Source organism: Methylorubrum extorquens (assembly GCF_024169925.1).
Taxonomy (GTDB): domain Bacteria; phylum Pseudomonadota; class Alphaproteobacteria; order Rhizobiales; family Beijerinckiaceae; genus Methylobacterium; species Methylobacterium extorquens_A.
In genome coordinates this window covers 1,822,681-1,837,191 of record NZ_JALJXF010000001.1, presented here as the reverse complement: position 1 = coordinate 1,837,191, position 14,511 = coordinate 1,822,681, and the positions used below count along the sequence as shown (strand labels likewise).

The 14,511-nt window shown below is 68.6% G+C and carries 7 protein-coding genes; 4 read left to right on the top strand and 3 right to left on the bottom strand.

All coding sequences use genetic code 11. The annotated features are described in order from the left end of the window. Positions 1–242 precede the first annotated feature (242 nt). The 4 genes from J2W78_RS08705 (at position 243) to J2W78_RS08690 (ending at position 10,252) form a co-directional block, all read left to right on the top strand. Entirely contained in the window at positions 243–4,967 is a 4,725-nt protein-coding gene (locus J2W78_RS08705) for a malectin domain-containing carbohydrate-binding protein (RefSeq protein WP_253369778.1), read from the top strand. Positions 4,968–5,044: 77 nt separating this feature from the next. Further along, complete coding sequence (locus J2W78_RS08700; RefSeq protein ID WP_253369776.1) at positions 5,045–6,568, top strand: phosphomannomutase/phosphoglucomutase; 1,524 nt, start codon at positions 5,045–5,047, stop codon at positions 6,566–6,568. 392 nt (positions 6,569–6,960) lie between these two features. Further along, positions 6,961–8,391, top strand: coding sequence for a calcium-binding protein (locus J2W78_RS08695; protein WP_253369774.1), 1,431 nt, complete (start codon positions 6,961–6,963; stop codon positions 8,389–8,391). Positions 8,392–8,824: 433 nt separating this feature from the next. Next, on the top strand, positions 8,825–10,252 hold the full coding sequence (locus J2W78_RS08690; protein WP_253369773.1) for a calcium-binding protein: 1,428 nt from the start codon (positions 8,825–8,827) through the stop codon (positions 10,250–10,252). A 136-nt stretch (positions 10,253–10,388) separates the two neighbouring features. Here the strand turns inward: J2W78_RS08690 and J2W78_RS08685 are convergent, their stop codons facing one another. The 3 genes from J2W78_RS08685 to J2W78_RS08675 all read right to left on the bottom strand — a co-directional run bounded on the left by J2W78_RS08685 (position 10,389) and on the right by J2W78_RS08675 (position 14,460). Then, on the bottom strand, positions 10,389–10,649 hold the full coding sequence (locus J2W78_RS08685; RefSeq protein ID WP_253369771.1) for a hypothetical protein: 261 nt from the start codon (positions 10,647–10,649) through the stop codon (positions 10,389–10,391). Continuing rightward, on the bottom strand, positions 10,649–12,853 hold the full coding sequence (locus J2W78_RS08680) for a GumC family protein (RefSeq protein ID WP_253369769.1): 2,205 nt from the start codon (positions 12,851–12,853) through the stop codon (positions 10,649–10,651). Before J2W78_RS08680 ends, J2W78_RS08685 begins: the two co-directional genes overlap by 1 nt. Positions 12,854–12,924: 71 nt before the next feature. Then, positions 12,925–14,460, bottom strand: a complete 1,536-nt coding sequence (locus J2W78_RS08675) for an exopolysaccharide biosynthesis polyprenyl glycosylphosphotransferase (RefSeq protein WP_253369767.1) — start codon at positions 14,458–14,460, stop codon at positions 12,925–12,927. Positions 14,461–14,511: the final 51 nt, after the last annotated feature.

The window sequence follows — 14,511 nt, the reverse complement described above, 5'->3', positions numbered from 1 at the left end:
GATGCTCTAAGCTCTGCTCGAATGCTCCGCTCCCGGCGCCGTACGATCGAGAGCGGCTCTTACTCCTTGTGCCGAGGCCTGCTCTTTCGCTGAACCGGCATCCACTTCGGTGGAGAGCGCCCTAGCCCGGAAGAGCGCCGCGGAATACCGCTGCGCGCATGAAGCCCGGATCGGGCGCGGATACGGTCGCCCCCAAGTCTGATGTTGAGTCCGATCTCAAGTCTGGCGTGAGGGGGATGACCATGGCCGACGTCACGTTTTCTCAGTCGACACTTGCCGGTTACTCGGGGCTGGCCTCGGCTCTGCAATGGGGCCCGGACGGGCGACTCTACGTTGCCGAGCGGTTCGGCAGCATCAAGGCCCTGACGGTCGCCCAGAACGGCAACGGCTACGTCGTCACCCAGACGGAATCGATCGACCTCATCCTGAACCTGCCGAACCACAACGACGACGGCACGCTGAATGCGAGCCTGAAGGAGCGGCAGGTCACCGGCATCCTCGTCACCGGCACCGCCGACAACCCAGTCCTCTACGTCACGTCGAGCGATCCCCGCATCGGCGCCGGCAATGGCGGCGAGGACACGAATCTCGACACCAACTCATCGATCATCTCGCGGCTCACCTTCGATTCCGCGACCGACACGTGGAAGAAGGTCGATCTCGTGCGCGGCCTGCCCCGCTCGGAGGAGAACCACTCCGCCAACGGCATGGCGATCTCGCCCGACGGCAAGACGCTCTACGTGGCGGTGGGCGGCAACACCAATGCCGGCGCACCCTCCAACAACTTCGCCGGCTTGCCGGAATTCGCCTACGCGGCGGCCGTGCTCAAGGTCGATCTCACGGCGCTCGACGCCATGACGCTGAAGAACCCGAACGGGCTCAACCCCTACCTCTACGACCTGCCGACCCTCGACGACCCCTACCGCCCCAACAACGGGACAGCGGGCAACGAGAACCCGGACGGCTCGGACGTCAGCGGCCCGTTCGGGGGCCGCGACGGGTTCAACATGGCCAAGATCACCGCCGACAGCCCGGTGCAGATCTACTCGCCCGGCTATCGCAACGCCTACGACGTGCTGCTGACCTCCGACGGCAAGATGTTCACCTACGACAACGGCGCCAACAACGGCTGGGGCGGGCGCCCGTCGGATGCCAACGGCAACGTCGTCACGAACCAGAACCAGATCCCGCTCAACACCCCCGATCTCGATGGCGGCACCAAGCGGCTCAACTACGACCAGCTCCACGAGATCACGGGGGAGGGCTATTACGGCGGCCACCCCAACCTCGTGCGGGCGGTAGGGGGCCAGGCCGGCTGGATTCTGACGCCGGGGGCGGGCGTCACGGGGGCGACCTTCCTTCCTCAGGGCAGCGCCGGCCTGCCCGCCGACTTCGACTCGGTGATCCCGGCCGGCACCGCCGACCCGCGCGAGAGCGTGTTCTTCGAAGGCGGCATCAGCGACGGGGCGCTGGATACCGGCCAGGGCTCGCTCAACGGGCTGGCCGAATACACCGCCTCGACCACCTGGGCGACGGCCGACGGCGGCACCACGAGCATCAAGGGCGCGATCCTCGTCACCGATCTGGCGGGCTACCTCCACATCATCCCGCGCAACGCCTCGGGCGGGGTCGACACCACCATCGGCGCCGCCGGCCAGATCGTGGCGGCGGGCAAGCAGGTCGTGCCGATGGGCGGCGGCGCCCCGCTCGGCATCGACGCGGTCGGCGACGGCAAGCCGTTCGCCGGCACCGTCTGGGTGACGACGCTGGCCGACGGCAACATCAAGGTGCTGACGCCGGGACCGACCAACCCGCAGAACCTCGACCTCGACGGCGACGGGATTAACAACACGCTCGACCCCTTCGCCCTCGATCCCGACAACGGCACGGCCGGCACGGACGTGATCTCGGGCGGCGAAACGATCGTGTTCAATTTCGAATCCGGCTCGATCCCCGGCACCTTCGGCGGCAGCGGGCTCACCGGCGCGATGATCAACGGGCTCGACCCGTTCCTCGACGGCGGCCTCTATACCTCGGCCAATATCATCGCGGGCGGCGCGGGCGGCGTCATCCAGTTGAAGAACGTGCAGGAGGGCGACTTCACGGAAGGGAACAACACCCTCAGGGACGCGCTCCAAGCCGGCGTCACCTTCGACGACAGCGTGGCCACCGCCAACGTCACCATGACGATGTCGAACTGGATTCCGAACGCCACGAGCAACGGCGGCTTCCCCTCGGCGGGACTTCAGATCGGCACGGGCGACCAGGACAACTTCATCAAGCTGGTGCTCGGCGGGCGCGGCGAGAGCGCCGGGGGCAAGTATACGAGCGCGATCTTCGAGACCTCGATGGAGAATCTCGGCGTCGCGCAGACCGCGGCGGTGACCAACAACGCGCTCCTGAGCGCGACGAGCGCGAGCTGGGTGCAACTGCGCCTTGCCGTGAACCTCGAGACCAACACGGTGACGCCCTACTGGCGCTTCGGCACCGGGGCGGTCTCTTCCGCCACCGACGCGAACACCAGCTTCACCGCCGGCACCAGCCTGAGCGTGCCGAGCGGCAGCGCGCTCTTGAAGGCGATCCAGGGCGACTACACCGTCGGCGGCAAGGCCAGCGGGATGGCGGTGGGCCTGCTCGCCACCTCCAACGACGGCGAGCCCTTCACGGCGGATTTCGACGGGATCACCATCACGACGACCGCCAAATCGGGCACGACGAACCCGGTGGTCGCCGCGATCAATGCCGGCGGCGGGGCGCTGACGCAGGACGGGATCGGTTTCGAGGCCGACCAGTACTTTACCGGCGGCGCCACCTTCATCGACATGGCCGGCGGCAACGGCCTGCAATCGGCTTTCACCAACACCGTCTACCAGACCGAACGCTACGGCAATTTCAGCTACGCGATCCCGGTGGCCAGCACGAGCCAGGCCTACACGGTCGAACTGCGCTTCGGCGAGCTGTGGTGGAGCAATCCGGGCCAGCGGGTGTTCGACGTCACGCTCGAAGGCCAGACCATCCTCAACGACCTCGACATCCTGGCCCAGACCGGCAATTTCAACACGCCCTACACCTACGTCTCGGGGCCGATCACGGCGGGTGCCAACGGCACGCTCGACCTGCAATTCGCCAACGGCATCGACAACGCCAAGCTCAGCGGCATCGTCGTGCGCCAAGCGAGCGGGGGCGGCGGCACCGACATGACCAAGCCGACGGTGGGGCCCTTCACGGTCCAGGCGCCCGTGGCGGGAGACGCGAGCGCCAGCGTCACGGTGGTCTACAACGACGCCTCGGGCATCAACCTCGCCAGCATCACCGCGGCCGACATCGCGGTGACGGGCCCCGGCGCGATCGGCGCCATCAGCCTGCAATCCAAGACGAGCACGGGCGCCACCTCGGCCACCGCCACCTACATCGTCGCCGCCCCTACGGGTGGCTGGACCAACGGCCAGTACACCGCCACCGTCAAGACCGGCGAGGTGGCGGATGCGAGCCCGGCGGGCAACACCAACCTCGCGGCCTCGCAGCTCTTCTCGGTCCAGACCAGCAGCGCGGGCGGGATCGTCGCGGCGATCAATGCGGGCGGCGGGGCGCTGATCCAGGACGGGATCAGCTTCTCGGCCGACCAGTACTTTACCGGCGGCGCCACCTTCATCGACGGCACCGGCGGCAACGGCCTGCAATCGGTCTTCACCAACACCGTCTACCAGACCGAGCGCTACGGCAATTTCAGCTACGCGATCCCGGTCGCTAGCACGAGCCAGGCCTACACCGTCGAGCTGCGCTTCGGCGAGTTGTGGTGGAGCAATCCGGGCCAGCGCGTGTTCGACGTGTCGCTGGAGGGCCAGACCCTCCTCAACGACCTCGACATCCTGGCCCAGACCGGCAACTTCAACACGCCCTACAGCTACGTCTCGGGTCCGATCGCGGCGGGTGCCAACGGCACGCTCGACCTGCAATTTGCCAACGGCATCGACAACGCCAAGCTCAGCGGCATCATCGTACGTCAGGCCACGGGCAGCACCGACACGACCGGGCCGAGCATCGGTGCCTTCACCGTCGACGCTCCCGCCTCCGGCACGGGTGGGGCCAGCGTGACGGTGGTCTACAACGACGCCTCGGGCATCAACCTCGCCAGCATCACGGGGGCCGACCTCGCGGTGACGGGAGCCGGTGCGGCCGGGGCGGTCAGCCTGCAATCGAAGGTGGCGACCAGCGCGACCTCGGCCACCGCCACCTACCTCGTCGCTGCCCCGAACGGCGGCTGGGCCGACGGCCAATACACCGCGACCGTCAAGGCCGGCGAGATCGCCGACGCAAGCCCGGCGGCCAACACCAACGCCGCCGCCTCGCACGCCTTCACCATCGACGTGACGCCCGGTGGCGACACCCTCGTCATGGCCATCAATTCCGGCGGGGCGGCCCATACTCGTGCGGACGGGACGGTGTTCGAGGCCGACACGGCGGCCACCCCCCACCGCTTCTACCTCGCCGGCCAGGACGGGAACGCGACCTATTCCGACGTCGATCCGATCGCCGGCACCACCGACGACGCGCTCTACCAGAACCAGCGCTTCGGCTGGGCCAGCGCCTCGACCACGGATGCCGACGACGGGCGCTTCGGCTACGCCGTCAAGAACGCGGATGGCAGCGCCCTAGCCTCCGGCTCCTACGAGGTGATCCTGCACTTCGCCGAGATCTACAACCAACCCGACGATCCGGGCGGCCTCAGCGGGGCGGGCCAGCGCCAGTTCAACATCGGCATCGAGGGCACCGCGATCGCCAACTACGATATCTGGGCCGCGGCGGCCGCCGGGGCCACCGCGACGACCCTGACGCGGACGGTCTCGGTCACCGACGGGACGCTCGACCTCGCCTTCTGGCAGGGGGCAGCGGAGAACCCGACCGTGGCGGCGATCGAGGTGTGGAAGGTCAATCCCGCCTCGGCTCAAGACGGCCTCTTGGTCTAAACTCTCAACCGATTTCCGGCTTCCCTTCCGGCGGCGTGCGGCCTCTCGGCCGCCGTCGCCCTCGCGAAAGGTCCGTCATGTCCGTCGATACCTCCAAGGCCTTTCCCACGCCCGTTCCGAAGCTCGAGCCCAATACCTTCACGTTCGAGCAGTTGCCGATGGTCAAGCCCACCGGCTTTCGCGAGTACGACGCCCGCTGGCTGTTCCCGGGGGAGATCAACCTGATGGGTGTCCAGGCGCTCGGCCTCGGCCTCGGCACGCTGATCTATGAGCGCGGCGTGCGCCCCGACATCGTCACCGGCCATGACTTTCGCAGCTACTCGTCCTCGATCAAGCTCGCGCTGATCGCCGGGATGCAGGCGGCGGGCCTGCGGGTGAAGGATATCGGGCTCGCGCTCTCGCCGATGGCCTATTTCGGCCAGTTCGCCCTCGATTGTCCCTGTGTCGCCATGGTCACCGCCTCGCACAACGACAACGGCTGGACCGGCGTGAAGATGGGCGCCGAGCGGCCCATGACCTTCGGCCCCGACGAGATGGGCCGCCTCAAGGAGATCGTCACCACGGGCGCGTTCCGGTACCGCGACGGCGGCGCCTACGAATTCGTCTCCGACTTCGCTCAGGTCTATCTCGACGACCTCGTGGCGCGCGCCAAACCCGTCACCCGCAAGCTGAAGGTCGTGGCCGCCTGCGGCAACGGCACGGCCGGCGCCTTCGCCCCCGCACTCCTGGAGCGGCTCGGGATCGAGGTGATCCCGCTCGACGTGGAGCCGGACCATTCCTTCCCGCGCTACAACCCCAATCCCGAGGACATGGCGATGCTGCACGCCATCGCCGACAAGGTGCGCGAGACCGGTGCGGATGTCGGCCTCGGCTTCGACGGCGACGGCGACCGCTGCGGCGTGGTCGATGACGAGGGCGAGGAGATCTTCGCCGACAAGATCGGCGTCATGCTGGCCCGCGACCTGTCCAAGCTGCACCCGAACGCGACCTTCGTGGTCGATGTGAAATCGACCGGCCTCTACGCTGCCGACCCCGAGCTGCAGGCCCGCGGCGTGCGCACCGATTACTGGAAGACCGGCCACTCCTACATCAAGCGCCGCGTCAACGAGCTCTCGGCGCTGGCCGGCTTCGAGAAGTCGGGCCACTTCTTCTTCAACGCGCCGGTCGGCCGCGGCTACGACGACGGCCTGCTGACCGCGATCGCGGTGATCGAGATGCTCGACCGCAATCCGGGGCAGACCATGGCCGACCTCTACCGGGCGCTGCCGAAGACCTGGGGCTCGCCGACCATGTCGCCGCATTGCGCCGACGAGGTGAAGTACGGCGTGGTCGATGCGGTGACCGAGCGGTTCCGGGCGCTCCAGGCCTCGGGCGAGCCGGTCGGCGGCCATCCGATCACCAGTCTCGTCACGGTCAACGGCGTGCGCGTGACCACCGCCGACGGCACCTGGGGGTTGGTGCGGGCCTCCTCGAACAAGCCGGAACTCGTGGTGGTGGTGGAGAGCCCGGTCTCGGAGGCGCGGCTGCGCGAGATGTTCGCGGCGGTGGACGGGGTGCTGCGCCAGCATCCCGAGGTGGGCGCCTACAACCAGACCATTTGAACACACCTGCCGAAGGGGCATGTGATCACGTTTCCAGCGAATCACCTCGGTTATGGGTGCGGCCCTCTCGTCGTGCGCGGGGAGAGGGCTGCACCAGCCAACCGAAGACCGTAGTTAAGGCACGCTCCAGGAAGGGGGATTTGCAGGCAGCCGGCCCGGCGAAACCCAGGCCGGGCGAGCAAACGTGGCCGTTAGGCAACAAATCGTTCGTCTGTCAGAAAATTTCTGACAAAGCTCGCTAAGAAAACAGCATTGAGCTGAACCATTTTCGCGTGTCGATACCTCGGGGGGATTAGTCCTCACGGGGTACGTTGCAGATTTACGTAATCGATCTGCCCCTTAACATTCGTTAGGCCCGCTCCGTTGCGATCACCGCATCTCAAGGAGCCGTCATGCCTACGGGCCAAACCTATAGCACCACCCCCATCCGCACGACGTACAACGGACAGGTTATCGAAAATCTGGATCTCTGGGTCTCCGACGGCGACGCCATCCGGGTCGATCACGACAACGTCGTCATCCGCAACGTCACCATCCACCACGCCGACGGCAACGGCATCGTTGTCGAGGACGTCAGCGGCGTCACAGTCCAGAACAGCCTCATCGTCAATTCCGACCCGCCCACGGGCAACGGCGGCGAGACCGATGCGGAGACCACCGGCATCCGGGTCGTCAACGCGTCCGGCTTCACCGCTTCGCATGTGACCCTGCGGGACAGCGGAACCGGCATCTATCTCGGCCAATCCCCGAACGCGAAGCTCTCCTACATCGAGGGCCACAACTTCCACGGGCCGTTCCCCGGCGGTCAGCTCGTTCAGTTCTACCAGTCGCCGAATGGCAGTCTCTCGGACTTCGCCGTCACCAACGATCCGGGCCACTCGCATGTCGAGGACAACGTCTCGATCATCGACAGCCGGAACGTCTCGATCGCCAACGGCGTGATCGACGGCAACAACTCGCCGAGCGGTGCCGGCGTGATGTTCGAGGGGAATTCGCAGGGTGGCCACGTCCAGAACGTCGACGTGATCCACATGAGCAACGGCGGCTTCTCGTCCTACTCGGACGACGTGTCCTTCGTCGACACCCGCTCCTTCGACAACGATGCCGGTGATCAGGGCCGCGGCGTGTCGCTGTCGAACGGGCTGATCTGGAACACGAGCGGGCACAACGTCACGATCGAAGACTCGACCTACACGGATCCTGGGGTTCCCAACAACATCGTCTGGGGCACCTCCTCGGCCGGCGCGGACGTGTCGGCCGCGCCCTCGGCCACGCCGATGACGCCGATCCACAACGTGTTCGACGGGACGGTGCCGGGCAGTGCGCCGGCTGCGCCTCCGGCGCCTGCCCCGACCCCGACTGCTCCGGCCGCCAGCCCGGCACCGGCCGGCACGGGACTCGACCGGGACGGCACGGCGGCCGCCGACACGATCACCGGCTCGCGCTTCGCCGACGACCTCGACGGGCGGGGCGGCAACGACACGCTCAAGGGGATGGCCGGCGACGACCGCCTCTACGGCGGGGCCGGCAACGACCGGCTCGACGGCGGCAGCGGCACCGACCACCTCTGGGGCGGCGCCGGCGCGGACCACTTCGTGTTCAAGGCCGGCAACGGCACCGACTGGGTCGAGGACTTCCAACTGCGCGGCACCGCACAGGACGTCGTCGAAGTGAGCAAGGCGATGTTCAGTTCCTTCAACGCCCTGCTCTCCGCGGCCCACGATGTCGGCTCGGATGTCGCCATCACCTCGGGCGCCGACACGCTGTGGCTCGCCGACATCCACAAGGCGCAGCTCTCGGCCGGCGACTTCCTGTTCGTCTGAGAAATTCTCGCGAAGCGTCCGGTGCGCCGTCGCCTCCGAAGGGAGGCGCATCGGTCACTGGAGGTTTCGCGGGGCCAGAGCATCGTCCCGAAAGGTGGCCGCCGGCTTTCGGAAAAAGATGATGCAAAAACAAGAAGCTGGAGCATTGGCCGGTCGCGGCCGCGGGATCCTCCGCGGCCGCGACCGGCATTGCCGCGCCAGCGAATCCCCCGCCGCCCGAACAAGCGTGGCCATATGGTCACACCGGTTGTGCGCTGCGAGAAATATCGAGCTGCGATGCCGTGGCTAAAAGCTTTGCTGTTAATGACTTCCCGGGCCGAGTAGGCCTCATGGCCTAGCGCAGATTGATTGCGTTGCAGATTTGCTAGGTCGATCCACTGATTCTATTCATATATTTGTTGATTTTGTTGTAATATTAACAAATGGAGCCAATATGCCCACGGGTTTGACCACCAGCAGCACCCCCATCCGTACGACGCATGACGGACAGGTCATCGAAAATCTGGATCTCTGGGTCTCCGACGGCGACGCCATCCGCGTCGAGCACGACAACGTCGTCATCCGCAACGTCACCATTCATCACGCTGACGGCAACGGCATCGTCGTCGAGGATTCCAGCGGCGTCACCGTCGAGAACAGCCTGATCGTCAATTCCGACCCGCCCGACGGCAACCAGGGCCTGGCCGGCGAGGCCACGGGCATTCGGGTCGTCAATGCGCCCGACTTCACCGCCTCGCACGTAACCTTGCAGGACAGCGGGACCGGCATCTATCTCGGTCAATCGCCCGGTGCGACGCTCTCCCACATCGAGGGGCACGACTTCCACGGGCTCTATCCGTCGGGCCAGTTCGTCCAGTTCTACCAATCACCGGATGGCAGCCTCTCGAACTTTGCCGTTAGCAACGATCCGAACGGCTCGCATGTCGAGGACAACGTCTCGATCATCGACAGTCCCAACGTCTCGATCAGCAACGGCGTCATCGACGGCAACAACTCGCCGAGCGGCGTCGGGGTGATGTTCGAGGGCGAGTCCCAAGGCGGCCACGTCCAGAACGTCGACGTGATCCACATGGGCAATGGCGGTTTCTCGTCCTATTCGGACGACGTGACCTTCATCGATACCCGCTCCTTCGACAACATCGCCGACGACCAGGGCCGGGGTGATCCCCTGTCCAACGCCGTCATCTGGAACGCGACCGGCGACGACGTGTCGATCCTCGACTCGACCTACACCGACCCGGCGGTGGCCAACAACATCGCCTGGGGCCCGTCCTCGGCCGGCGCGGACGTGTCGTCGGCGCCCTCGGCGACGCCGATGACGCCGATCCACAATGTGTTCGATTGGGTCGCGGGCACGGTCGGCGCCGTCGCCGGGGCCGTCACGGGCAACAGCCCGGCATCGCCCGCGGTCGCCGCTTCACCCTCCGGCACCAGCCTCAACCGCGACGGCACCGCCGGGGCCGAGACGATGACCGGATCGAACGCCGCCGACGACCTCGACGGGATGGGCGGAAACGACACGCTCAATGGGCTCGCCGGCGACGACCGCCTCTACGGCGGGTCCGGCAACGACCGGCTCGACGGCGGCAGCGGCACCGATCATCTCTGGGGCGGGGCCGGAGCCGACCGGTTCGCGTTCAAGGCCGGCAACGGCACCGATTGGGTCGAGGATTTCGAGACCGGCGGCTCCGCCCCCGACGCGATCGAGATCAGCCGGTCGATGTTCGGCTCGTTCGATGCCGTCCTGGCCGCGGCGCAGAATGTCGGCACCGATGTCGCGATCCGCTCAGGATCGGACACGCTCTGGCTCGCCGACACTCAGAAGGCCGAGCTGAGCGCGGGCCACATCCTGTTCGTCTGACCGCGATGTCCGCCCGGTGAGGCGGCAAGATCCATCCCTCCGCCTCATCCTGAGGGGGCCGCGTCAGCGGCCCTCGAAGGATCTTCCAGGGATCGCGCGGGCTCCGGAAGATCCTTCGAGGTTGCTTCGCAGCACCTTAGGATGAGGCCGTGGGTGGGAAAGCATCGACGCCCTGGCCGTGCCCGTGGCAGCGATGGGCGGCCAGGACCCGCTCGATCCCGGCCCGGAACGCGGCGAGCGTGCCCAGCGGCCGGGCGCAGCCGCCGCAGGCGATGGCCGCCTCGGCGGTCGGGTCCGCCGGCCAAGTGACGGCGGGGGAGCCGCAGGCCGCGCAGGCGAAGGTTCCCGCGCTTACGAGGATCGCCGCCCCTGGGCTTGCTGCGGATTGCGCGCCCATTACGCGCTGTTCCGGTAGTAGTGCGAGAAGTCGCGGTAGAGCGTGCCGCGATCGGCGGCGCGGCCGTGGTGGCGCTTCAGATCGACCTTGTTCAGGACGAGCCCGGCGACCGTCAGGCCGAGCCGGTGCATGTAGGCGAGGCTAGCCGTGACCGCGGCCTTCTGCGTGCCGTGCCACGCCACGACATGGACCACGGCGTCGGCGTGCTGCCGTAGGAGCGCCACGTCGCCCAGCAGCAGCACCGGGGGCACCTCGACGAGGATGATGTCGTAGCGCTCGCGCGCCTCCCGCACGAGCATGCCGAAGGTCGGCTCGGCGTAGATGTCGTGCCCGTCCTTGAGGCCGGAAACGCGGCGGATGGTCGAGATGCGGCCCTCCGCCTCCTCGTCGTCGGCGGGCGTCTCGTGGCCAAGATTGCCGTGGCGGGCGTCCTCGATCGCCGCGCGGCGAGGCGAGCCGTCGAGGATCAGCACCCGGCGCCCCATCGCGGCGAGCGAGCGTGCCACCGAGCGGGCGACGACGGATTTCCCCTCGCCGGGCATCGCGGAGGTGACGAGGACGACCTTGAGCGGCTCGCGCACCGCGACGAGTTCGGCCACGGCTGCCCGCACGGCCTCGCGGAAGACGAGATCCTGCTCCAGGCGCTCGCCCGATTGCGCACCCGCCGGCCGGTTCGGCAGCAGCGCGAGGCAGGGCAGGCCGGTCTCGGCCTCCATCTCGCCCTGGCTGCGGTAGCCCCGGTCGCGGCGGTCGAGTCCGAGCGCCAGCACCGAGCCGGCACCGGCCCCGGCGAACAGGCCGAGGCCGAGCACGAGGCCGAGGCCGGGCCCGGTGGGCAGGGTCGGCACCTTGGCCGGCGCCAGCATCTGCGCCATCACCGGCTTGAGTTCGCTCAGCGCGTTGGCGGTCTGGTAGCCTTCATCGAGGACGCGCAGGCGGTCGCGGGCGGCCGTCGCGTCGGCCTGGAGGGCGCGCAGCTTCGATTCGAGCGCCTTGCTCTCGATGAGCGAGCGGCGGACCGTCGTGACCCGTGCCTCGGCCGAGGCTTCGAGCCCGCGGGCGGCGCCGAGATCGACCTCCACCAGCTTCAGCACCTCGGCCATGCGGAGCTGCAGCCGCTGCTGGAGCGCGGCGATCGAGGCTTTGAGGCGCAGCACGCTAGGATGGTTGTCGCCGGAGACGGCGGTGAGTTGCTCAAGCTCCTGGCGCAGCTTGCTGTCGTCGGCCAGCATCTGCTGGATCACCGGCGAGATCGTCGTGTCGCTGGCGTTCGGCACGCCGCCGAAGCGCATCACGTCCCCGGCGCGCTGCAGCCGCGCCTCCTCCGCCAGCCGCTTGGCCGAGGCGCTGGAGAGTTCGGTCAGGGCGTCGCGCAATTGCTGCTCGCGCAGATCCACGCCCTCGCGCACCGACTCGACGAAGCCCGTGCGCTTGCGGAAGGCGTCGATCTCGCTGTCCAGGCGGGCGAGTTCGCCGCGGGAGACCCCGATCTGCTCGGCGTACCAGCGGCTCGCTCGCTCGGTGGCGAGCGAGGCCGCCTGCATCTTGCGGGCGAGGTACTCGGTGGCGAAGGTGTTGGCGGTCTCCGCCGCCCGCTTCGGATCGCGGTCGCGGTAGCCGATCGTGATCAGGTAGGCCTTGGCGTCGTTGCCGACGGTGAGCCCGCGCAGGAGCCGCTGGGCCTGGGCGTCCCGCTCGGTCTCCTGCTGCGCGGTATCTTCCGAATGGGTGCCGGGGAGGGCGGGCAGCGCGGCCTGAACCCGATTCTCGAGGGCTTGCCGCAGGGAACCGACCCATCCCGCGGATGCCTCCTTGGCGGCCTGCCCCGCCTGTGCCGCCTGCTTGGCTTGCCCGGCTTCCTCGAGCCGGCCCGCCACGGATTGCGCGATGGCGAAGGAGCGGATGATCCGCGCCTCGCTCTCGACGACCGAGGCTGGCTCCAGAGCGATCTGCGGGCCGGACTTGCCGGTCCCGCGCACGTCCTGGGTCTGGCCGAAATCGAACTGGAGCAGCACCTCGGCGGTGTAGCTCGGCGGCAGGGCGAGCGAGGCGGCTCCGGCCGCCAGCGCCGACAATCCGGCGACCGAGGCGATCATCAGCCGGCGCCGCCAGAGCACCGCGAGGGCGTGCCCGGTGACCGCCTCGTAGTGGGAGGTCAGCGATCGCCCGCCGCCGGGCGGGTCGGCTTCGTGGAACGGATCCATGGGTCACGCCTGCGTCGGGATCGAAGAAGGGGAGCGCGTCGCGAGGGGAGGAGGGGCCGGCAGGCCCCTCGTCAGCGGGCGCCTTTGGCGGTGAGCACCGCCGGCACCGTCTCGAGGAGGATGTACAGGTCGGTCCAGATCGACCAGTTGCGGATGTAGAAGCTGTCCTGCTGCTCCTGGACCGTGAGGTCGCCGTCGCTGCGGGCCGAGATCTGCCACAGGCCGGTCAGGCCCGGCGGCACGCTCACCCGCAGCGCCTGGAAGGCCGGGCCGAACCGCTCGGTGTGGTAGGCGGGGAAGGGGCGGGGCCCGACCACGCTCATGTCGCCGCGCAGCACGTTGAGGAGTTGGGGCAACTCGTCGAGGCTGGTGCGGCGGATGAAGCCGCCGATGCCGGGCAGGACGCGGGGGTCGTCGCGCAGCTTGCAGAACCGGTCCCATTCGCGCCGGGCGGCCTCGTCGGCGGCCAGATGATCGGCGAGCCGCGCCTCCGCGTCGCGGAACATGCTGCGCAGCTTGTACACGCGGATGGTGCGGCCATCCCGCCCGACGCGGGGCTGGACGTAGAAGGCCGGGCCCGGATCGGCGATCTTCACGCCAAGCGCCAGCACGCCGATCAGCGGCCCGAACACGAGAAGGGCCGGCACCGTCACGGCAAGATCGAGCGCGCGCTTGAGGCGCAGGTTGTGCGGCAGGAAGATCGCCCGGCGCACGACGAGCCCGACCACGGGACCGAGGCAGCGGGTCTGGAGGCGCACGGTCTCCACCTCCGGCGCGTGGTGGGCCACGAGCACCTGCCGGAACGGGTGGCGGATGAGCCAGGCGAAGCGGGCGGGCTCGCGCTCGCCGGGCGTGCAGATGGCGACCTCGGCTGCGTCCAGCAGGCTCGCCATGCGCTCGGCCGCCCGCTCGGCGTCCTCCGCCGGCCCCGGCGGCAGGTTGGTGCGGAAGGGCTCGACGGTTTGATCGGCGTTCCGGACGATGCCGATCGGTCTGAGCCCGAGTTCCGGCCGTGCGGCGAGGCTGCGGGCGAGTTCGGCGGCGCCCTCGCCGTAGACGATGGTCGCCGCCCCCCACATGCCCCGCCGGACGAGACGCGCACGCACGAACCCCTCCGCGTAGTGCCCGAGCGGGATGGCGAGGAGGGCGGCGATCCCGGTGGCGGTCCAGGACCACGGCCAGGACCAGGGCCCGCCGCCGACCAGGACGGCGGCGGCGAAGGCGAGGGCGGCGGCCAGCCCGCGGCGGCGCAGCCGCTCGATCGGCTCCGCCTCGATCGGCTCGTAGAGGCCGCACAGGGCCAGGGTGCCGATCTGCAGGGCGCACCAGCCGATCAGCAGGGCCGGCGCGAGGCCGGAGGCCGCTCCGGCTGCTGCCATCACGAGCAGGCTTCCCCCGCAGGCGGCCAGCACGGCGACGACATCGCCGCCGAGCAGGGCGCCGGTGACGATCCGGCGCCGCGCTTCGGCGATCGTCTCGGCGCGTCCGGACCGGGTGGGTCCGAGACGCTCCTTGAGACGCTCTTTCAGGCGGACTTGCAGGCGCCCTTGCCAGCCGGCTCCGCCGGACGGCACGAGGCCGGTATTTGCGACATCGACGTCCGGCATGGGCTCGCTCGTGCTGCGTGACGGGCGGGAGGGGCGGGCGGAAGGCGCGGG